This is a genomic window from Shewanella sp. BJSY2023SW007, from assembly GCF_047314525.1.
In the GTDB taxonomy this organism is placed as follows: Bacteria; Pseudomonadota; Gammaproteobacteria; order Enterobacterales; family Shewanellaceae; genus Shewanella; species Shewanella chilikensis.
Map to the genome: position 1 here is coordinate 59,152 of NZ_JBKORL010000024.1, position 22,044 is coordinate 81,195.

Here is a 22,044-nt window from a genome sequence, read left to right on the forward strand (position 1 = left end):
TGTTATTCCACTTTATCCAGTACTATGTCCTGCTCACTGAAAAACATCAGCAGGTGATATTCACGGCCCATGGGTTTGATCTTGACGACCTTCTTCCATTGGGCGACCTCGGGATCACTGAAATGCGCCATGATGCCTATGTATCTGGTGTCCTCATCGACAGCGAAATGGTCGATAAACTTGAACTGTCCCGGCAGCAGGGTGTAGTCACTGTGGTCGATATAATTGGAGCCGAGCGCCTCTTTGTAATCCGCCTTGAGCGAGTCAAAGTCGGCGGCCAGAAACTTGGAGTCATCTTCCAGCTCGTACACCACCAGCTCCAGCGGCGTGGCATCGCCGGCCGCATTGGGGTTGACCTTATCGAGCGCATACATGCTGTAGGTCAGTTGTGTCGGCAGGTCTTTGGCCTCTCCCACTGGAATGGAAGGGTCCCACAGTACTTGCGCCGTTTTCTTGGTGGCATTCCATGCCGAGCTGCAAGCGGCCAGCTGAAGCAAACAAAGCCCGATTAAACCCAGCCTTATCAGTCCCATCAGAATTCCCTTTGCAGTTCCCTGAGTTTCTTGTCATAGGCCTGTTCAAACACTTCCCAGAAGAGTTTACGGAAGCCCTGTTGACGGGATGACGTCAGCTCCTGGTAGTAGTTCTCATACATTTCCCAGGCCCAGTTATCACCTGGGTTGAGCGCCGACTCGCTCACCTTGCGGTATTGGCTGAAGCGCCTCAGCAGGGTGTCGGGTGAGAAAGACTTGAGGATGTAGTTGAGCGCCTCTGTGATGGCATGCTGTACCGCTTCATTGTGGTGCTCAATGGAATTCAGGCTCTCGCTGATGGCGGCCGCCGGAGACAGATGCACCGGGCTCTTGTTGTCATCAAACAGGGTGCGGACGGTTTCCTGATAATCCAGTCCCAGACGCAGCGGGTTATCTTCGATGGGCTGCAGGTTCTTGTTGATAAGATCATAACGGCTGCTTTGCGCGTCCTGATGCAGTGACAGCAGGCCTTTAATGGCGGCCTGCAAAGCAGCGCCCATTTCAATGGCCAGTGCCTGCTGGGTGCCTGTGTCGTTCATATCACCCAGCTGTACTCCTAAGCCGCGCAGCATAGGGCCGGTGGCTATATGGGTGCCTTCATCGGCGGGCCAATCATTGCCCAGGCCGTTTTTGACTTCAGATTCCAGTAAGTCCAGTGCATTCTCGTCCATAATATTGTCCATTTTCGCTCGTTTGTTCAGATGAATAGCCGAACCGGTATCGAAGTCCGTATCGGCCTGGGCGGTAAAATTCTTGCCTTGCCAGTAGAGTTCCTTGGCCAGCAGGGATTCGGCGTTTTCCTGCTCTTTGGTCACAGATTCCTGGTCAAATTCAACGCTTTTGACCGCGGCCTGCTGTTGCCTGTCCAGTGCCAGTAAAGGGTCATCCAGGCTGGCATCGGTTTCTTCCTCTTCTTCGGCGGTTTCCGCCTGAATAAGTGAACCGTTCTCAGACTTGAACCATTCAGAAAGCTGGCCGGTTACCGGGTCATCGGCCTGCTCGCTGCCCAGCAGCGTCACCCGCACTTTGTAGGGGCCAATGGCGATATGATCGTTCTCATTCAGCCTGGCCTTGCGATCCCGCCCAAGCTCCACTGTGGAGCCGTTGAGAAACACCCGGCCAGAGAGATCTTCAATACAGAAATGACCGTCCAACCAGAGGATGCGACAGAAGTAGTCGCCTATGGTGCGCTCCCTGTCCCTGAGCACCCATTCGCAACCTGGGCCGGCGCCTATCAGGCCACCGTCCTTGTTCATTCTCGTGTGGGGCACCAGGCCTGACTCCAACAGCTGGGAGTTCACCACATTCAACGCAATCAAATTACTCAAGAGGCCAACCTCCCTTTATTGCCTGATTTGAATCAATACGCTCTTACGCGTGCTATCGCCCTTGCCGAGGAAAGAGGACCATCCCAATTGGCCGCCCTTTTCTTCCCCCAGTTGCAGCAGCGGGGCTTCATCTTCCCTGAGCGTCAGCTCAAGGTCGTAGGCCATCTGTTCCCGCAGGATCACTTCCATCACCTTACAAAGTGGCTGGAACTCCCGCCCGGAGGGCAGAAAATCGCGAAAACGCTCTGGTGACAGATCTTCCATACAGAGCACAAACTTGCCGCAAAGATCGCCGACCCGCTCTCCAAGCATTGTGTCTTCCCCCAGCCTGGAATTGGCCATCCCCAAACGGCAACGCTGGAACTCGGGGATCTCCACCTGTCGCAGTTGCCATTGGCGAATACTCACCTGGGGCAGGTCAAAACAGTGCGCCACTATACCGGCAACCGCCTGGGGCGAGCGGCTGCGACCGGCGAGCATGCCGGCGTAGGCCAGCATCTTGCACCAGTTGATCGGCGTGTCGCCGCGAATATCCTCGTTGGCCAGCCCCACCAGGGCGTAAACCTGGGCTGAAAAGCTGTCGCTGGCATCGTCCTGAAAACGCACGTAGTAGCGGTATTTGCGCCACAGGCGATAAAACAAGGAAATCAATCTGTTATTAAAGAAATCCAGAAAGTTGCGCCGAATGCCGTCTTCATCTTCGAGCAGCATATCCAGCAGGTAACTGGGCAGCGGCGACTGGGCACCATTGAGACCGAGAAAACAAGTCTCCAGCCGCAGGCGCCCATCCCCCAGAGACTCAAGCATGGAGATATCCGCCGGCGCAAATCCAAGGCTTGGATTGGCGCTGAACTGCAACTCACCGGCCAGTTCCCACTGGGCATCTTCCGGATCTCTGCCTTCCAGTTGGTGCAATAACTCCACCAACTGGAAAAAGCTGTACTCACGGTAGTCCTGTGGCAGCCTGCTGCCCCCCGGCTCCGGAAAGGTTATATCAGCGGTTGTTGACCGCTCTGGATATCCCATGTGTACCTTTCCTTGTTGTGAGCATTGATAACCACCAACTCATGAAACGAGTTGATGCTGGCGTAGAGGGCAAAAAAGTGGTTCAGCACAGTGCCGAACAGATAAAGGTCGCCCTCGGAGCCGAAATACTGTTGGTCGAGCACCAGTTCTGTCTTGAGGCCGCGAACCGGCAATCCCCTGACAATTCTTTCGGTCGGCCCAGACTGAATACTGCTGATGCCGTCGAGTCGCATCCGGGTGACCCGCTCGGCTTGTCTGTCGACCAACGCCTTGAAGTCATAGGCGCGGATGATGGAACAGATGGCATCACGGGACAGCAGTGACAGATAGTTGAGCGACAAGTTGGAGATCAGGGTCCACAACAAACTGCCATCGAGCACAGGCCGCAAAGGGTGGCTGGGCTCGGTGATATTGCTGAAACGAGCAAAGCTTGGCGATGTATCTGTGGCGACGCAGATGTCGCCCTTGCCCAACTTGGTCGGCAGTTGCCGGTTGGAGCAGGTCAGTGTCACCGACACGGCTTCTGTCATCTCCAGGCACTGGGTTTCATCGCTGCGCACAAACGAGAGGCAATGATCCAGGCCGTCGTTGCGCATGCTGTCGCGCACCCGCATCCGGTAATACAGCGCGGTGCGATTACGGGCGCGCTCCACTTCATGTTGGAAGCTCTCAAACGGCGAATAGACTCGCTGCTGGCCGCGCATTCTGCCCTCATTGGAGTCCAGCCATCCCTGCACCTTGTCGACACTGAAAATTTCAAAGTGAGCTGGATGGCGACTGGAGGGTACAATCGGGTATTCGACCCGCTTGCCGTTGAGATCGATAGGATCGGCGTCGTGCTCAAATAGGTTAATAGCCGGAACACAGTAGAGCAGGAAAGTATCCTGACGCACATGCACGTCGGCAGGCAACGTCTTGGAAAAAGTGAGTTTGAGGCTGAAGTCACCCTTGAGATATTCGGGGATACACTTGGCGATTCCCTTGATATCGAAGAAATGAAACGCCTCGGGGAATGTCAGGTACTCCTGCAGAATGCGGTAGCCTTCGTAGACGTTTTTCGGATAGGGCAAGATACCGCTGCCGGCCTCAAATCCTACTGACGCAAAGCTGCTGCGCGGCAAACGATAGCTGCCATGGGCGCCGACAATTTCGATAGAGTCCAGATAATGATTCAACCAAAGATACAGCATCTGGGCACTGTAGCTTTGGCCTCCCAGATAAAACCTGAGGCTTTCCAGCCCCATTTCAAGCAGGGAAAGGTCGCTGCTGTTATCAAAATCCAATTGAATAATAGAGGCTTCCCGGGAATGGGAAGCATCTATATGACGGATTTGCACCGGATAAACATCAACAGGACGACAGGTACGAAAGTGACAGATCTGCCCTTCGACCGGATGACTGTCCAGCATACAACCGGCCGCAATCTCCTGCCTGTGGGTGATCCCCTTCTCATGCGGATAGAAGCGCATGATGGTATGACTGGGAATCGGCCTGAGATAGTTGGGCCACAGCATGCTGATCATCGAGTGAGTAAACTCGGGGAATTCATCGTCAATCTTTTCCCTGAGTCGACCGGTCAGAAAAGCAAAGCCCTCGAGCAAACGCTCGATATCGGGATCAGTGTGGTTACCGTGAAGATAACGCGCCAACTGCGGATGGATATCCGAAAATTCCCGCCCCTGCTCTCTCAAGAAAGCAAGTTCATCCCTGAAGTATTTATCCTGAGACACTGCTAAACCACTCTGTATCTGCGACTGTTATCCAATAACAAATCGATCTTCAACTTATCCTTGTTGGAAGCCACTTTGATGCTGCCATAGATGTGGAACCTGAGGTTCATCGGATTGCCCTCATCGAACAACACGCTGACATCAATATCTGTCAGCCTGGGTTCAAAGCGACTCAGGCAAGCCTTGATTCCGTTACGCATCCTCAGGCCAAGATCCACACTGGCGGAACTGGCATCATTGAAATCGAACAGTCCCAGTTCAGGACAGCTCTGGCTTTCTCCAATGCGGGTATTGAGAATATGTGAAACATTACGTTTGATGGAATCGACGACAGCATCCAAGCTGCTGTCGCCATATCCACTTTGGCGTTCGGCTCCCAAGCGTTCAAAGAAGCCAACACCAAAAGTTCCGGAGAAATCATCGTTCAACAACGTGATTACTCCTGATCCAAACGTCCTACCAGCGACAGTTCAAAGTTGGCACCCATGTACTTGAAGTGCGGACGCACAGCCATGGAAACCTGATACCAACCGGGATCGCCCTGAACATTCATCACCTCAACCTTGGCGGCACGCAAAGGACGACGGCTACGAACATCTGCCGGTGGGTTTTCCTGATCGGCGACATACTGTTTGATCCAGTTGTTCAGCTCGCGCTCCAGATCCTGACGCTCTTTCCAGGAACCTATCTGCTCACGCTGCAACACCTTGATGTAGTGTGCCAGGCGGTTGATGATCATCATGTAAGGGATCTGGGTACCCAACTTGTAGTTGGTCTCGGCTTCCTTGCCTTCCTTGGTGTTGGGGAACACCTTGGGCTTTTGAATCGAGTTGGCAGAGAAGAAGGCCGCATTATCACTGCCCTTACGCATGGTCAGGCTGATAAAGCCTTCATCGGCCAGTTCAAATTCCTTACGGTCGGTGATCAAGACTTCGGTCGGGATCTTGGACTGCAAAGCGCCCATGGATTCAAACACGTGTACCGGCAGATCTTCCACCGCACCACCACTCTGTGGGCCAATGATGTTAGGACACCAGCGATACTTGGCGAAGCTCTCGGTCAAACGGGTAGCCAGCGCAAACGCTGTATTACCCCAGAGGTAATCTTCGTGGCTGGCGCTGACATTTTCGCGATAGTTAAAACTGCGAACCGGGTTATCGATTGGGTCATAAGGCACACGCAGCAGGAAGCGAGGCGCCGTCAGGCCTATGTAGCGCGCATCTTCAGACTCACGCAGCCCACGCCACTTGCTGTACTTGGGGCTTTCGAAAGTAGACTTGAGATCCTTGAGATTCGGCAGTTCTTCAAACGAGTCGACACCGAAGAATTCAGGCGCAACTGAAGACAGGAATGGCGCATGAGCCATGGCCCCAACAGCACCAACGTACTGCAGCAGCTTCATATCCTGAGTCGAAGGGGTAAAGGCATAGTTACCGACGATAGCGCCGACAGGCTCACCACCGAATTGGCCGTAACCGGCAGAATAAACATGCTTGTACAGACCGGACTGAGCAGTTTCCGGTGAAAATTCAAAATCATCCAGCAGCTCGTCTTTGGTGACGTGCAGCAATTCAATTTTGATATTCTCACGGAAATCGGTTCTGTCGACCAACAGCTTGAGGCTGCGCCAGGCTGATTCTATCTGCTGCACCTTTTCATTGTGCAGAATGGCATCCATCTGCTGGCTGATCTTCTTGTCCAGCTCAACCAACATCTTATCGACCAGAGCCTTGTTGACCGGCTCGGCAGTGTTGTCTGTCTCCAGAATGTTACCGATGAAAGCAGCAACACCACGGCGAGCAATATCATAGCCTTCATCTACAGGCGCCATCCGGGTTTGTGCCATTATCTGATCGAGCAGAGTTGCATTGGCACTTTGGGAAGCGCCTGATGTTTGATTTTGAACATCCATGAATTTTGATTCCTCAATTACACTTGTGTCTATATCCGAGACATAATCCACAGCCTATCTCCATAACGGCTTATATTGGCTTGAATTATTGTTCCATCTGCTGCAATTCACTCAGCAGCTTTTCTCTAGACTCTTCCGTTGCAATTAATTCCTGCAACTTGGCCCTGAAAGCAGGAATATTCCCCAATGGTCCCTTAAGTGCAACCAAAGCTTCACGAAGCTCGATTAACTTTTGAATTTCAGGAACCTGATCACCGATAGAATCAGGTGAAAAATCTTTGAGGGAATCGAATTTAAGATCAACAGACAATTCAGCACCATCTTCATCTGTCAATTTATTGTCAACTGTCGCAGAAATTGACAGATTGGCTTCTTTCATAACGGATTCAAAATTAGATTTATCAATTTGAACCGTCTTACGCTCTTCCAATTGAGAGTCTTCAGGATGACCCTTATAGTCACCTAAAACCAACAACTTAAGAGGAAGTTCCATTTCACCCTGTTGCTCGCCAGTAGAGGGGACATATTTGATATTAATACGTTCCTTCGGAGCGACTGAACCATCTTTCGCCATGAGATTATCTCCATATAAGATCTTTTACGACTGGTAAGTCCATTTCAAAAGCAGGCCTAACTTACAAGCCCAACAAGTCATAGTCAATCGGCGTTCAAGACCTTAGTACAATAGGTGCAACCACATTTGATTAACAAAAGAAACAACAAACTTAAAGTGTATAATTCTTTAGTGGGGTATATATTCCCCATAAAGACTAAATTTAAGAATGTTAGACAATCAAAACCACTTTTTTATAAAAATCCAACACTATTCAAAAGCTAGTTTCAAATACCAGAAGTAAGAGATATCTTACAGAGATTAAAGAAAGATCTGTGGCATATTCTGCAAAAGTAGGAAAAACCAATACCTAAGTATTAGCACTTGTTAAATTGTGTTTACCGGGTATAACCTGCTTAGTAGCGATATTGGCTGAGTTTTTAGAGAGACTCCCCCCTCTTGCCGTATTGAAGCCAGCCCAAATGACACCTTTTATACAGGTCCCCCACTTAAGTTACCAACACCTTGCTGTCGTCTATGCTATCGGGAAATGCCACAATGATTAACGGCCACTCATAGATATTCAAAGACAAAGTCTTGTATAGGCTTTCCTGAAACATAGCAGGAGCTTTGTGCAACAACAGACTTTCCGCTACAAACCAAGCAAGCTGAAGCGGCAGTTATACAGGACTCCAATCCAAGTACATCTTCGCCTGCTCAGTTTTGCCGTATCCGGCATTGTGATTAATTGACATAGCAAAACTGGGATTATAATCAGTTGTCGGCTTTCTCTGGATGACAGACAAAGCGCCACTGGGTAGAGTAGGAATCAAGGCTTAAGCCTACGTCGACCAGACACCATTGGAGGAGAGAGCTTATGTTGGGCGAAAATCATGCGCTGATCCTGGAGTTTCCGGAGTACAAACAAAAAATTCAACAACTCGGGGAAAACGATCCGCACTTTAGTGAATTGGCGGCAGAGTATCAGGCTCTCGACCTTGAGATCCGCGGTCTGGAAGAAAACTGTGTGCCCACGGCAGAAGAACGTTTCAGCCAATTGACATTGCGCCGTGCCGAACTCAAATCTTGGCTCTATCAGCAGTTACTGCGCTGAGGATCACTCGCTCCCAAACGCCCCCGGATATCTCCCAGGAAAACAAGAGCTCCGTGTTACTTAGCCGGAGCTCTATCAAGCTGATGCTTCAGCATTCAAAAACACCAAAGCTTAGAGCTTATCCAGCTGCAAAGCATTGGCAAACTCCTGTAATTCACTGGCTTTAACCCCTTCACCCGAGAGGGTAAACATGGCATTGCCATTGACTATCACAGTCAGCTCAGGCTCACCGGACTCTGTGCTCAGCATGGCATTATGTCCCTGAACCTTGATCAGTTTGCCTCCGCTCATGGCAATCATTGAAGGATTGGTCAGCATGGCCATAACAGACTGTAACAAGGGAGAATCAAGCACCAACTCTATCTCCAACTGCGCACTTTCTTCTTTATAATAATGGCGGCTGGCATTGATGCCGCCCCCCAACATCATGCCACCACTTTCACTTGAAGGTTCATCTGCTTGCCAGCCAGGTAATGGCTCTGGAAATACCCCGACCACTTCCCCGGCCCGCTGTTGCCGGATAAGGGCTGAAGCATAATCCAGCTGGGAACTGGCCTGGCTCAATTCACCCTTACGGTAATGCTGTAACCCGGCCTCAATGGCTTCGGCTACGGCAGGATCTTCGGCTGCCTGCAGCGGCGCCGCCAATGCCAATGAGACAACAAATAATAGATTTAAAGGTTTCATTATCTTTCCCTGATAAAAAGTTCGCGATTAGCATAGCTGCAAGCAGGACTCTACGCCAGTTGCTAATTCTGTGAGGCATTTTTTCAGTCAGGAATTGCGCCTATTCGGACTTTGGCCTGGCAAAGCAAGCTGCTAAACTGCTCTATCCACCCCTGCGCCCGGGATAATAATGAAAGTCGATCTCAATCTGCTACCGGTATTGGAAGTTCTGCTGGAAGAACAGAGCGTTACTGCAGCTGCCAGACGGTTGCACCTGAGTCAATCGGCCGTCAGCAAACAACTCAACCGCTTGCGAGAGCTGTTCAAGGATCCCTTGTTTGAACGCAGCGCCTTCGGCCTCAAGCCCACCCCAAGGGCTCTGGCTCTGGGGCCCGAACTCCAACAATGGCTCAGACAGACCGAACGACTGACACTACCGGATGAGTTTGACCCCGCGGCCAGCAAACGCCAATTTCGCATGCACCTGGTAGAAACTGCCTACTCGCTGACTCTGCCACACTTTATGCCTTCTATGCTGCGCCAGGCTCCCGGGCTGGATATCAACTGCAAGACCTGGCATCCGGGCACCATGGAACAGCTGCTGCGCTGCGAGCTGGACTTTGCCATAGGCTGCCGCGAGTGGGATCCGCGCTCGCTGATGCATATCAACAGCCTGCCGGATGAACTCGAGTATCTGGAGCTGACCCGCGACAAGCCCATCTGTCTGCTGTCGCCGGATCATCCTGCGCTTGAGGGCGACTGGAACCTGGAGCGTTTTCTCAGCTTCGAGCATCTGCAGGTCGCCTTTGGCGGTATCGAACATTGGCTGCTGGATGATGTACTGGCACTCAATCACAAGACCCGACAGATCCGCGCCAATATCACTGACTTTCCTACAGCAATTGAGCTGTGCCGCCACAGCGAATTGCTACTATGCGCCCCGGCCAAATATGCAGCCCAAGCACTGCAACATGTTGAGTTGGCAACGTTGGAAGTGCCAATAGATCTGGTGCCAGGCGCTTACGTGTTGTTGTGGCACAAACATTTCAACCAGGATTCAGCCCACAAGTGGCTCAGGCAGATGATTGCCGATACTGTCATCCCGGCCAATGCTTTAACTACTTAGATAACACCGCCAAAATGCTTAAGTCCGGTGTTATCTTGTTTCAGCATACACTGCAAACACCTGTAGCTGACTCTAACGGTCAAGATTACTTCAATAGTTCAAACATTTATCAAAAAGTCACAGTAATAAAAGGCCCGGTTCAGCGTCATCGGAAAGTGGGAAATTCCGGATGCTGTCCCGGGCCTATTAGCCTCTATCCTACCAGTTAATACTGATGGGCCTCAGCCATCCTCGCAGGGGTATGACACACAGAGCAAGATTCAACGATCGGAGCCGGATCGAATACCTTGAACTCAACCTTTTCGCCTTGGTGAACACCAGAAGGCGTGATGGCCACATTAAAGTCACCACCTTGGGTACTCATGTGAGCCTTGGCGGCCGGAGTGCTATGACATGCCACACAATTCGCAGAAATGGCGGTAATACCATAGACACTGTTTTCATCAAGCCCGTTAAGCACTACTGCCGGCGCGACCTTATCCAGATTGATTTCACCAGTATGACAAGCCACACATTCCACCTTCTTGTTCTTGTCTGTAGTAGGCATATCATTCACGCCACGTTTAACCTTGTAATCACCAAAGTGCATGTTGTGCACCAAAGGCCCCCAAGCCATAGGATAGTCTTCGCCCTGTTTACCCGGTGCCCAGTTGTAAGCACTGTGACATTGGGTACAGGCATCACCGCCCAGGTCGAAGCCACCGCGCTGCCCACCATGACCTTGCAAGCCCTCGGTATGACAGTTGAGACACTTCATACCATCAGAGCTGGTACGGCGCACCTCTTTGATATTGGATACAGTAATAGGTGCATTACCATCGGCATAGGAGATTCGGCCATCCACGCCCCCTAGCAAAACTTCACCATCTTGGTATGGCGCGGCATGTTCAATGGTATAGGTATACGAACCATCCTCGTTGGTAACGCCTCCGGTAGAACGAGCCACATGGCCTTCATCACGACCAGGCAGTACAGCTTCACCATGTTTGACAATGGTTGCCCAACCACGGGGAGTCGCATCACTGATAGCAGCAATATCCACGGATTTACCATCGGCATCGGTCGCTTTTACCGTGACTTCAATTTGACTCTTATCGGCGGAGCGCTGTACTGAGATTAGCTCAAAGTGGTAACGGTTAAGGGCTTCATCCCGCGCCGCACCATTTTTATGAGCATACATATAACCATCGGGTCCATGACAGGTCTGGCATGAGGCATCAGTAAAGCCGGTATGATCAACATTACCAACTCGATCAGCATCAAATAGGCCAGTGTGACAAGTCACGCAACCATTAATCGAAGCTGTGAACTGAACATCATCGGCATGACAGGTAGAGCAACGCTTCATGTCCATGGAGTAATTCCCCCATAAAGCCGCATGACCTTTGGAAACCTTACCTCCCTCGCCATCAGACATTTTCCCGTGACCTATCATTGCCAAAGTATTTAACGCATAGCCACCATCTTTTTTCTCGGTCTGGGTATGGCAACTCAAACAAGCTTCAACAATTACTACTTCTTGATCATTATTTAAGGCGTGATGGTGTTGGTGCCATCCCCAAGTGGAATTACCTGTCGCTGCAGTAAATTCACCATGACATGCCACACATTTGGCATCTTCTGTAGTACTGACCTGGGCATATTGATCTGTTTGAGTCAGCATTACCCGCTTAGTACGCGGCATACCATTGTTACCATTCCCCGGACGAATATAGCCTATTCCCACTGATTCAGATGTCACGCCTTCACGGGGCATAGACAAGGTATAAACCCCGTCACCTTGGTGAGTCAAAGTCCCCTTGGAGTTAGACTCTCCAGCAAAATAAGTCATTGTTACTGTATCGGCAAGGAAGCCCTGCGCATTGGTTACAGTAGACAACAATTCGACCTTATCTAAATCTTCAACGGGTACACCATCTTGGTTTTCAACGGTAAACTCGACATTGACCAGACCATCACCAAAGTGCCAGTCCAGCACCTTGGCAACCGCAGATGTAGTCACTACTGGCGGCTCTCCAGGCGTACCGGGAATACCTGGGGTTCCGGGATCACCCGGTTTTCCATCCTTACCGTCGCTGCCACAGGCCGACACGCCTAATGCTGCAGCAATTATCATCACCATCTGGTATTTCTTTATTTTTCTCATTATTTTCCCCTAATGCGTAAGAGGTACTACGAAATAAGTACCAAATATTAGAATAGGAAAATAAAAAATTTACTTTGTAAATAAGATCACAATTCAGACAAATAAGGTAAATACAATCAACATTAAAAACAACCCACCAACACACGAACATTAATTTAAACTTAATTTTAAATTAAATATTTATTAACCGAATAAAGATTTAACGAGAAAAATGAAACTTAAGTTTGAAAAGCAAACAATAGTTCAGCGTGCTTCAACCAGAAAATTCAACGTTCCCATTGAATGAACAACCTATACACTGCACATAAAGCTAGAAAACAAACTTAACCCACTGATTTAATTAATTAAAAATCATAGCTCGCTTGAGTTGGCGAAAAACAACAACACACAGTATCTTTACGAAAAATGTCTTTAAATTCAAAACATTGACAAAATATAAAGTTAAGATCAGCAAAAATCATCCAGCTTCAGCGGATAATTACAGCCAATGCTGACTTCGTGCATATTTTTAAAAACTCAACACAATTTACCAGGAACGACATTAGTCACCGAAAAATAAAAAGAAGAATACACAAGAGACATTTTCGAATCCTTTTGAAATATATTGCCAGACTCTATTCCCCTTAAAAGGTATAAGAATTTCCTCAGTCAATGCCGACACATAGGTAACCATAATCACTATGCTGCTACAGGTTGTTTATCAGTGCATTATGCAGATAAGCAATATTCAGGGAATATAGAGCATATTAATTAGGGCCGCCGCTATGCTGGTAGCCGGATCTTTGCCATCCACAGCCGGTGCCAGGTTAGTCCAAACCACCAGAGTCACCTTGTTAACAGGATCATGCCCCATAAAAGAGTTATAGCCGGGCAGCTCACCTGTATGCCCATAGAGGTTGCCAAACTTGGCGATCCCCAAGCCGTAATAGGCAGTGTTGGGATTCTCGGGATCTATCGGCCTGACACTATCCAGACGCCTTCGCTGCCACTCGGCATCCAGCAGTTCTCCGGCAACCAAAGCTTCTACCCAGGTTGCCAACTCATTGGCAGTGGAGATCCCGGCGCCGGCCGCCCAGCCCCAGGAAGGATTGGCCTCAGTTTGATCTATGGGAGCCAGAATGCCCTCTCTGGCTTCTTGCTGCATCTTTTCGGGCAGCATATAGGGTGGATCCATAGTCAACACATTGGTGCCATACATATAGCCCCGCGCCAAGGGCGTGGGAAGAGTATTCGAATGGATATCGGGAAACAGAGTCCGCTCAAGCCCCAAGGGGGCAAACAACCTCTGCTGCATCACAGCCGCCAGCGGCTTGGCATCGATTTGCTCGGCAATCAGTCCCAGCAAGACGGTATTGGTATTGGAGTATTCAAATGCGCTGCCGGGGGCAAAACCAGGCCTATGGGCAAAACTCATTGCCAGTAGCTCATTCTGAGTCCACACCTTGGTTGGCTGCTCATCAAGCGTCTGATTCAACTCAAGTGTGGTGGTGTAATTGAACAGGCCGCTGCGCATCGTAAGCAAATGCTCTATAGTGATCAACTCACCGTTTGGCACATTGTTGAGAAACATAGAGACAGTGTCATTCAGTTGCAATCGCCCTTGTTGCACCATCTGCAAAATCACGGTACCGACCCAGGTCTTGGTATTGGAGCCCACCCTGACATGCTGATCAAAGTCGGTCGCTTCACTGCCGCCATAACGAGTTACCCCATAGGCGGTTTTAAAATCGCCCCTTGGCGTTCGCAGAATCACCACTGCGCCGGGCACCAGCATCTCCTTGGCCAGTTGTTCCACCGTCTGCTGCATCTTGGCCGTGTCGACAGGATTGAGCACCACCTCTTGTGAATCCGAATTACAGGCGCTCAGCACACTCACAGAGACCAAGATAGACACATGGATAGGCAGATAAGCCCAAAAGCGCTTGGCACTGACGGCCGCCTTATTGCCAAAGGATCTTGTACCCAACCACACCCGACTCAACACTCGATTAAACATAAACAGCCTCTCCCTATCTGTTACCGCATACCGGCGAGCCAGACTATCCCGCCTTCCATTGCATCACACAAAGCTAGTCAGCTTTGGCATGGGATTCAAGTTGTTGTGAGAGAAATAGCAAATATTTCCAGAAGGAGGGCTTAGCAGACTAAATCCTTGGAATGGGGAAACTAAAGCATAAAAACTTTTGAAAAACAGGCAAATAGAAATACCACATAGACATTTATCATTTTTATAACCCTACCCTGCCTGAAAATTTGACTTTTGTATTCATTTATCACCTGAACGAGCCCAAACCGGCTTAGATGCCAATGACTCATCATTAAAAGTGCTTACCTTTAAGTACCTTGGCAGCTAGAACCATGACTCATTTAAGTAGTGGTTGCGTCGTTTTAATGTTGGCAGTGATGCCATCTTTAACTCAACGCTTATACATAGGCATGTCTATTTCTACTGTACTACCAGTTAAGAGGCGAATAATCCACCGCCTAACTGGTAACCACTTTTTCGCATTAGAACAAGACTGAAATGCGCTGTTTCATACGTTAATGTAGGCTTGACTCACACCTATTGAGAACAACTGGAACCGGTCAAAGAGCATCACACAACATTTCCCTAACCCCCTTACCACTCTTGAAGGCACAATCAATGGCTAATTGTCTATCGGCACTGAGGTTACCCATCTCCCGGTCAATTAACTCTGCACCTTGTTCCAGGGTATTGGCGTCCATCACAGTTTGAAAAAGCTGCAAATACCAGTTTTGGTTCGGTCGTAACGCTATTCCTTGTCTTTCAAAGTACTGACATGTCCGAATGATCACAGAGCATTGCATCATCACATAGGTGGATTTCACCTCTGTACGGCGCCATAACTGCTCTACGCTCATTAACGCAAATAAGCCAGACAATGTTTGAGCGAGTAAGTATTGCCCCACCAATTCAGCTGTATCCTGATGCCGATATTTTAAGTGGGAGTCAACAATGAAAAAGGTACTAAAACAACATTCCGCCATCGAAGTAACCAACTGTTTGTTTTCGGGGTATCCCTTGTCCCTCAAGCCGGAAACAACATCATCCAATACCACTTCGTATATGTTGGATAACAAAGTATCCAAAGCAGCGGGTAATTCAAGCTGCTCGTCAGTATCCGATACGGAGTCAGACTTACGCAATGCGACCACTAGCTCTTCGAGCATATTCGTCAGTATCAAAACTTCGTTTTCAGAAAACTGATCCAAGTACTGGAAGTCATAGTCATTGATAAAGAGCGTTTTTTTATCACAGCGAATACTACGAATTTCACTTAAGGAAAAGCTCTCTACCTTTCTTAGCGTACCTTTAGCCCAAATGGCATGAGGAGTCACAACCAGAAAATCTTTGGTTGTTTGCATAAAGGTGTTATCCACAATCATCAGGATATCGTAAGGTTCAATTTTACCCTCTGATATCTCAATGACTTTTCTGACTTTGTGGACTTTGATAGCCGGCGCGATTTGGATTTGCTGGGATAGACGATGCCTCTTGGCCACAGCGTTAACTATATCCAAGTAATCCCGCTGATAGCTACCTTCAAAAGCAGGCTTGGGACTGGATTCCTGCAGCGGCTTTTCAGGCGTAAGGCTTGCGGGGGCAGCGCTTTCAGCAGTACCGCCCGCCGGTGCTGTATTGGTGATAGATACGTCACCATTTGTATCTGCTGCCGGAGTAACACTCTCGATTGTAACGCCTTCAGGGGGAAGATTTTCAGCAGTAACACTCGCCGAAGCTGTGTTGCCGACAGAAACTTCACCATTTGCATCTGCTACCGGAGTAACCTTGGCTTGTGCCACATTCGAAACTTCAGCAGTTTCTGTCGCCTCTGTATTGCCTTGTATCTTTTGGGCCAGTTTTTCCAATAGTTTCAATAAAACCGCAGGCTTCATCCCGGAACCCGCCATACCAAAAGCACAGTCTTGCCCCAACAACAGCTCGGAACCGTCAACGGCATGCTCTTGACTGGTGTTTATCAACTCTTCCCACGACATGTGGTTTTTTGCAGATGTTGTGGTCCAGTCATTTTTCCAAAACAACCCTTCAGATGTAAATGCCAGACCATTTTTTGCAGAACCAAAAACCGTTGAATCGACTATGGCATAAATATTGACTGACGCAGGCATGCCATAACACACACTGGCATTTTTAGCTTTCTTGCTGGGTATGTTGGGAGCAACAAAAAGCCCATCAGAGTGGAAGTTCTGCAAAATCTCCAGCACATCTGTTTCCATTAGTCCTGTTCCTTGTATAAAACCGTGCTCAATACTTAGCTATGTAAAGTATTGATATCATTTGAGTAAGGTTCAGGATAAATGTTACAAGCAGCCTTCTGCAATGCTTTCTTAGCGGAAATTTGAACTCTAACGACATCATCAATCCTGCCCCTGCGTTCTACAGGTTCTACCGGGTGCCTGCCATGACTAGTGCGGCCACATTACCGTGAGCACAGAGGCATATTGAACAGCTTAAACGCCCCATTGATGATGAGAGGGCCTTAGTCGTTTGTTCAAGGGGCAAGGTGCTACATTGGAAGAGGTTAGCGAGAGAAGGAGGGTTTCCGTAAAACATCACCTATTTCAACGGACAAGAAACAGCCCAAGCTTTTAAAGCAATATGATAGGGATAGCTGGCTCTTATGAAAAATAAAAGCCAGCCTAAATAAAAATATCAGATTTAACATTCATTAACTGGTACTCTAAATACGTATTTTAGAGCCCCCCCCTGATAGAAATAAACCGTACAAGTTTGGTATCCGCCGCCACTAGGTCCGCCGGTATTTTCACCAATATTGCTGAAGTTGGAGGGACCACCTGATGAATTCCTAAAGTCACCACTTTCACGTAATGTTTTTAACTTGCTAAGAATGCAGGGGTCAGTAAAAGCGAGAGGACCATTTTTTCCCTTCAACTGTGCTAAAGTATAGCCTCCAGCGACTACCGAAAGATCATTCAATGTTAAATCAATTATTGGTGTAGCTGCAATGTTGTCATTTTTCATAATCCTTAAGTCAAATAAAAGGTAATCTGTCATAAACCCACCACCCTCAGACAGCCTAAAGCCGAACTGAAGTGATAAGGATGGATCTTTACTTGTATATTTAAGACCTACTGTTCCCAGCCGATTACTGAGATTTACTTGTACATCATTTATATCGACTGACGACCCATTCTTACTCAATACAGCGTGAACATTTTTCAAAAGGGGAGTACCGTTAACTATATCTGACTTTAATTTATTTTCTATATCCGTTAATTTATTTGGATCAACTATAGCAGCAAGTGCAGTATCGGTTGGGCAACCGCTTGAAACACCAGAACTGCCATCCTGATTACTATCATATAATCCAACTTGATTAATTCCTGCTGAGATAATACCAATCTCGTCTCGACGAATTTTATTTTGTTCTACAACTGATTTTTTTAAGGCTCCATAGGCTAGCCCGGCATCTGACAAAAGAGACTTTTTTTCTGATGTTATAGCAAAAGGCCAAGTTGTCGCTTCATAAGATATCCCATCAAACCCATGCCCTACACTGAAACTATAAACAACACCGGTATTTGGATTGACCAGGGCTATTTTATTGCTCGTTGAGCCACAAATCATGTTATCTGGTGTCATGGGCTGAGTTCTGTCTTCCGGGTAACAATTCAGACGTGGCGTAAAATTTTTAACAGCAAACTGTCGCGCACTAGCATCATTTGTACAACTTGAGCACAAATAGTTCTGAGTAGCCATTGATGAAAATGGTAAAACCGCCATCAGTAAGAGAAATATTTTTTTCACTTTACACCTCCTTGTTAACACCAGCACTACCAGCTTATAACCCACCAGTCAACCACCCCGGTCATTGTTCGTCAAATCACCTTTTTACTGCTGGGTGATGTAACCTGTTGGCCTGCATGGTTTATGTTGACCTGAACCCTATTCGCGCTGGAATAAGCAAAACCCTGGAGGACTCAGACTATAGCAGTATTGAACGGCAGATACGGGCGGGGATACTGGGTAAAAACACCTGAACTATTACCCTTTGGCGACAATGAATGGTGGAACATGCCACAAGGATTGCACTTTGAAGCCAGGGATTATTTAATAACTGGTCGATGATACCGGATACATTCTCCGTCACAACAAGCGCAGCCATATTGAACCGCTTACCCATCGATAACAGGCTCAAGCTGACGACCGACTTTAGCCATGTATTCAAAGAGCCAGATGATACGCTGAAGCCACTTACAGCGCTTTGTAAAGCCAGAGCTGTGGATCTGCAACGACGGCAAAGGCAAGGAGCAGTTAATTGTCGGAAGCTTTTAGCTGAATCCCCGAGGCTCCCTGGTACTAATCTCGGGGAAAGGTCACAAGTAATCTTGGTATTGAGGGTCGAGCGGATTCGCTACACTTCTGATCTTCACATGTTTTTTAATCGGCGTTTTCGCTATTTGGTACCTTCAATAAATTATTCATCTCTTTTGATATACAGGCGAGATATTACGAAATCACCGGAAGATTGAACTTTTGCAGTTTCATTTCGAATATATTCAGAGTAAAGGCAGGTAACATTTGGGTAGTTAAAACTACATAGTATTGCGGCTAAAATGTGTGGCTTTGGCCCAAATGGAATGATTGAGACGTTATACTCAGATCGAAGAGGAGAGAGCATTTGCGACATGTTATCATAACATGTCGCAATACTATTAATTGGCAGCTTTATGAGTTTATCTTCACCTCCAAGGTAATGTGAAATAAAGTCCTTATTTTTCTCTAAACAAGTATTTTCATAATCATAGGTTGCAGCTGGTGCTGCCATAATACCAAAGCACTTATTTGGATTTAATAAGTTATATAATCGTTGCGGACCATATCTATCAAAGCCCAGCATAAATATTGCTGCATTATGTCGTTTGGTCAATGAAATACCTTCACACCCAGGAATTATGCGCAACTCACCTAGCTCAACGTTAAGATCTAAATTTTTATACACTGCTGTTGCATATGTTAAATCAACTATTACTCTTACTTCACAGAAATTTACTAGATAATTCAAGACTGCCGCATACCAAGCACGAGACATCGAAGTATAGTCAATTAATATTTTTATTTCAGCGCGGTTGACTTTATTAATTGTTTCACTTAGTGTTTTTTGTATTTCAGAAATTTCTCTTTGCGATATTTCTAGCAATTTAAAACCAGTCCAGTTTTCCAAAAAATAATTCAAGCTATCTACTCGAACTGGGTCTTCTTTATGTTGGTCAAACGCTAACACAATTACATTTTCGACATTATCTTTATGTAATCGTGTAGCCACATCAATACAGCGTTCTTCGTATCCACAAGAAAATAATGCGATATCATATTCTGACTGACTTAGCTCACCTATTGACAAGTCATCCACATGTAATTTATTCATCATTCCCCTCCAAATCTAGACTATATTGCCCATCATCATTTTTCTTATTTATAGCCTTAAATCGACTGTAAGAATGATTATTCATTATTACAGATAGCTTGATGGAGTTTCCTTTTCTTGGCATTAAGTAAAAATGAGGTGACAAACAAAAAGCCAAAGCGAATCTACCTTTTCTATTTGGCATTTTGTTATCATTATCCAATCCTCTAAAGTCAGGATAAATCAAACCTAGGTCTACAGCTGTTTCTATATATTTCCATACTCTATCGTCTTCAACATCGAATGAGAATGAGCTGTATGTATCTGTATTGATCTTGTCTGTATGTAGTTTATCTTTTAAGAACCTACCAATTATTGTAAACAGATCAAAGGCTTTTTTACCATCGACCTCCAGGTTTAAACCGTCAAGCTCTGAGTATGAAAACTCTTTTAGTTTCGCCCCTTGTTCCTTGTCTGATAGAGGCTTAAGCTCAGTGAAAGACTCAATATTCTTTGAAAAAAGATAATTAAACAGCCTTAATAGTCGACGGGGGTTTCCATCAGCACATCTTACTATCAGCGAATACCCAGAGTATATAAATGGTGAAGAATTACCTTTATAACGTTGAAAGGAGTCCTTTAATATCAGCGTCCCTCTCAATTTTCTTGATACTGAACTTTCGAAAAGAGGGTAATCTTCTTCCAATAACCTTTCCGCTCTTTTTATCGTATTGTAATCACAATACTCTCTCACCTTTTCCATCAGTTTCTCATCAGGGAGAGCATCTTTAGGAGAGTCAATTAAGATTGAATTTCCTAAAAGAGATTTTAAGGTGATATCTTTATTTATAACAGATGAACTTTCTATTCTTTTTCTAAATAGTTTCTCAGCGAAATTTTCAAAGAAATTATTAGAGTTATTTTTTGAACTACCATGAAGACCTTGTTTGTCAATATTTAAATAATCAAAGTCGTGCCCCATGTTTAATGGAGTACCCGTGTCAGTTTCCAGAGTGTAGTGCCGATATGGCATTGTTGTTATTTTGAACACAATTTCGTTATATGACCTCATATGAGTGTTCAGTATCCTATGATGTTCTTTTGTTAAGAATTCAGCCTCATCAATACAAACACAGAATGTGGAAGCATTAGAAAGTCCGATTTCTTTTCTTACCGTCGACAGGGCCATTATTAAAGGCTTAAATAAATCAGTATTGAAATTAAGCCCTACCATAAGGTCATCACCACTTAATCCTAGACCCAATTTAATTTTATTAAAAATAATATTTTTCCTATACTCTACAATTTCTAGATTGTCATAAATATCAGTAATTGTATTTAATTTTTTAGACAGCCATAGTTCTGATATTTTATTGCAAATAGCTTTCTCTTTGACAATCCTATCCACTTCATCCTCAATATATGAATGAAGGCAACTTCTTATTGTATCTAGAAATCGTGCGCATGAAGATAAGTTCAAACTCCACTTAAAAAGTTGGTTATTATCGTCAATATCACCAATTGAGTTTACCCACTCAACTTTCAAGGGGATATAAGTCGCAATAAATGAACGTTCATCTATGACTTGCTTTGCTTTATCATCATTCAACTTAGTAAGACACTCATGAGAAAGCATTTTAATCAGCGCAGTCTTACCCGAGCCTCTAGAGCCTAGTATGATATGGTTCTTATTGGATATTAGAGATTCAAATGCTGGAGTCCAAACAAATTCTTCAGCTAGTTGGTTAGAAGTGAAGTATCTAGCATTAGAGTGTTCAAATATATTATTAAACCCAAATAAATTATGCATATTAGTTTCCCTTCAGCAAAATGAATAACTCATCTTGTCCCGGAGTTTTAAATATTGTGAACCCAACTTCACCCGATAACTCTACAATAGTCTTTTCAAGTAGTTTTCTCGAAGTATATATAATGTCAGCGCAATGGTTAGATAGCTCACTCCACTTTACATGTGTCTGAGTCTCGAAAAAACACTCAATAGATTCTTTTAGCTTCTTTTTTAGCTCAATAGGTGACATGCGATTACCAAAAAACTCTTTATGAGGTATACCGTTAATGGACTCATCTTTTGTCCACCCATGTCCTGTATTGTGTGACCAACTTACTACCTTTCCTAAAGGTGTTTTGTTTATGTCACAAACTTTATCGATTTCAATTTGATGGATTGTGTTCGGTACCCCTTGGAACCACCTATCATCCAAACGTGCAGAGAAACTGCCTGCGCAAAGTATATTAATAGGATGCAGATAGTCGTCGGAGTATTGTGCAAGCCGAGGTATATGTTTATGTCCATGCACGATAAAATTAACGTTATGCTTAGAAGCAATTTCCATCAGGATAGCTGCGTTTTGTAAGATACTATGGTCTGCTGTGTCAAAAGGTATGATCTGCCCCGATAGTTTTGGACACCACGCTAAGCGAGTAAAATCGTTTAACGAGGTGAACAATGACATCAAAGACCAAACGACAAACCTATA

The 22,044-nt window shown here is 46.4% G+C and carries 17 protein-coding genes; 2 read left to right on the plus strand and 15 right to left on the minus strand.

The window, feature by feature from the left end; genetic code table 11:
• Positions 1–2 precede the first annotated feature (2 nt).
• The 7 genes from tssJ to tssB form a co-directional block, all read right to left on the minus strand.
• A complete protein-coding gene (tssJ, locus tag ACMHXE_RS04635; RefSeq protein ID WP_025889986.1) occupies positions 3–533 on the minus strand; it encodes a type VI secretion system lipoprotein TssJ in 531 nt (176 codons plus the stop codon).
• Entirely contained in the window at positions 533–1,861 is a 1,329-nt protein-coding gene (tagH, locus tag ACMHXE_RS04640) for a type VI secretion system-associated FHA domain protein TagH (RefSeq protein ID WP_101052551.1), read from the minus strand. Before tagH ends, tssJ begins: the two co-directional genes overlap by 1 nt.
• A 15-nt stretch (positions 1,862–1,876) precedes the next feature.
• Positions 1,877–2,887: a type VI secretion system baseplate subunit TssG gene (gene tssG, locus ACMHXE_RS04645; RefSeq protein WP_101052553.1), complete on the minus strand. Its 1,011-nt coding sequence runs from the start codon at positions 2,885–2,887 to the stop codon at positions 1,877–1,879.
• Entirely contained in the window at positions 2,851–4,617 is a 1,767-nt protein-coding gene (gene tssF / locus ACMHXE_RS04650; RefSeq protein ID WP_101052555.1) for a type VI secretion system baseplate subunit TssF, read from the minus strand. Before tssF ends, tssG begins: the two co-directional genes overlap by 37 nt.
• A gap of 2 nt (positions 4,618–4,619) precedes the next feature.
• Entirely contained in the window at positions 4,620–5,048 is a 429-nt protein-coding gene (gene tssE, locus ACMHXE_RS04655; protein WP_101052557.1) for a type VI secretion system baseplate subunit TssE, read from the minus strand.
• A gap of 5 nt (positions 5,049–5,053) precedes the next feature.
• Positions 5,054–6,529: a type VI secretion system contractile sheath large subunit gene (gene tssC, locus ACMHXE_RS04660; protein WP_071476943.1), complete on the minus strand. Its 1,476-nt coding sequence runs from the start codon at positions 6,527–6,529 to the stop codon at positions 5,054–5,056.
• Between the two features lie 85 nt (positions 6,530–6,614).
• Positions 6,615–7,103 (minus strand): type VI secretion system contractile sheath small subunit, encoded by a 489-nt coding sequence (tssB, locus tag ACMHXE_RS04665; RefSeq protein WP_165564513.1) that lies wholly within the window; start codon positions 7,101–7,103, stop codon positions 6,615–6,617.
• An 856-nt stretch (positions 7,104–7,959) separates the two neighbouring features.
• Here tssB and ACMHXE_RS04670 point away from each other — a divergent pair.
• Entirely contained in the window at positions 7,960–8,196 is a 237-nt protein-coding gene (locus ACMHXE_RS04670; RefSeq protein WP_101052561.1) for a YdcH family protein, read from the plus strand.
• Between the two features lie 111 nt (positions 8,197–8,307).
• Here ACMHXE_RS04670 and ACMHXE_RS04675 read toward each other — a convergent pair whose 3' ends face one another.
• Positions 8,308–8,883 carry a hypothetical protein gene (locus tag ACMHXE_RS04675; protein WP_101052563.1) on the minus strand — a complete coding sequence of 192 codons (576 nt, stop codon included), beginning with the start codon at positions 8,881–8,883 and terminating at the stop codon, positions 8,308–8,310.
• Positions 8,884–9,046: 163 nt separating this feature from the next.
• On the opposite strand from ACMHXE_RS04675, the gene ACMHXE_RS04680 reads away from it, so the two are divergent.
• Entirely contained in the window at positions 9,047–9,988 is a 942-nt protein-coding gene (locus ACMHXE_RS04680) for a LysR family transcriptional regulator (protein ID WP_412501696.1), read from the plus strand.
• A 205-nt stretch (positions 9,989–10,193) separates the two neighbouring features.
• On the opposite strand, the gene ACMHXE_RS04685 is transcribed toward ACMHXE_RS04680, so the two are convergent.
• From ACMHXE_RS04685 to ACMHXE_RS04715, 7 genes are all read right to left on the minus strand, one after another.
• Positions 10,194–12,134 carry a multiheme c-type cytochrome gene (locus ACMHXE_RS04685; RefSeq protein WP_165564512.1) on the minus strand — a complete coding sequence of 647 codons (1,941 nt, stop codon included), beginning with the start codon at positions 12,132–12,134 and terminating at the stop codon, positions 10,194–10,196.
• A 727-nt stretch (positions 12,135–12,861) separates the two neighbouring features.
• Positions 12,862–14,130, minus strand: a complete 1,269-nt coding sequence (locus ACMHXE_RS04690; protein ID WP_413731525.1) for a serine hydrolase domain-containing protein — start codon at positions 14,128–14,130, stop codon at positions 12,862–12,864.
• Between the two features lie 590 nt (positions 14,131–14,720).
• Complete coding sequence (locus ACMHXE_RS04695; protein WP_226685209.1) at positions 14,721–16,394, minus strand: hypothetical protein; 1,674 nt, start codon at positions 16,392–16,394, stop codon at positions 14,721–14,723.
• A 442-nt stretch (positions 16,395–16,836) separates the two neighbouring features.
• Positions 16,837–17,946, minus strand: coding sequence for a hypothetical protein (locus tag ACMHXE_RS04700; protein WP_413731526.1), 1,110 nt, complete (start codon positions 17,944–17,946; stop codon positions 16,837–16,839).
• Positions 17,947–18,616: 670 nt separating this feature from the next.
• Positions 18,617–19,570, minus strand: a complete 954-nt coding sequence (locus ACMHXE_RS04705) for a hypothetical protein (RefSeq protein WP_319619259.1) — start codon at positions 19,568–19,570, stop codon at positions 18,617–18,619.
• Positions 19,560–21,356: a hypothetical protein gene (locus tag ACMHXE_RS04710; protein WP_342206883.1), complete on the minus strand. Its 1,797-nt coding sequence runs from the start codon at positions 21,354–21,356 to the stop codon at positions 19,560–19,562. Before ACMHXE_RS04710 ends, ACMHXE_RS04705 begins: the two co-directional genes overlap by 11 nt.
• 1 nt (position 21,357) lies before the next feature.
• Positions 21,358–22,044: hypothetical protein (locus ACMHXE_RS04715; RefSeq protein ID WP_413731528.1), on the minus strand; the 687-nt coding region annotated here is incomplete at its 5' end.

Bases quoted from the DNA above. Each gene is read 5' to 3' on its own strand.
- tssJ (WP_025889986.1), bottom strand. From the start codon at position 533: ATGGGACTGATAAGGCTGGGTTTAATCGGGCTTTGTTTGCTTCAGCTG.
- tssG (WP_101052553.1), bottom strand. From the start codon at position 2,887: ATGGGATATCCAGAGCGGTCAACAACCGCTGATATAACCTTTCCGGAG.
- ACMHXE_RS04670 (WP_101052561.1), top strand. From the start codon at position 7,960: ATGTTGGGCGAAAATCATGCGCTGATCCTGGAGTTTCCGGAGTACAAA.
- ACMHXE_RS04675 (WP_101052563.1), bottom strand. From the start codon at position 8,883: ATGAAACCTTTAAATCTATTATTTGTTGTCTCATTGGCATTGGCGGCG.
- ACMHXE_RS04690 (WP_413731525.1), bottom strand. From the start codon at position 14,130: ATGTTTAATCGAGTGTTGAGTCGGGTGTGGTTGGGTACAAGATCCTTT.
- ACMHXE_RS04710 (WP_342206883.1), bottom strand. From the start codon at position 21,356: ATGCATAATTTATTTGGGTTTAATAATATATTTGAACACTCTAATGCT.
- ACMHXE_RS04685 (WP_165564512.1), bottom strand. From the start codon at position 12,134: ATGAGAAAAATAAAGAAATACCAGATGGTGATGATAATTGCTGCAGCA.
- ACMHXE_RS04705 (WP_319619259.1), bottom strand. From the start codon at position 19,570: ATGATGAATAAATTACATGTGGATGACTTGTCAATAGGTGAGCTAAGT.
- tssC (WP_071476943.1), bottom strand. From the start codon at position 6,529: ATGGATGTTCAAAATCAAACATCAGGCGCTTCCCAAAGTGCCAATGCA.
- tssB (WP_165564513.1), bottom strand. From the start codon at position 7,103: ATGGCGAAAGATGGTTCAGTCGCTCCGAAGGAACGTATTAATATCAAA.
- ACMHXE_RS04695 (WP_226685209.1), bottom strand. From the start codon at position 16,394: ATGGAAACAGATGTGCTGGAGATTTTGCAGAACTTCCACTCTGATGGG.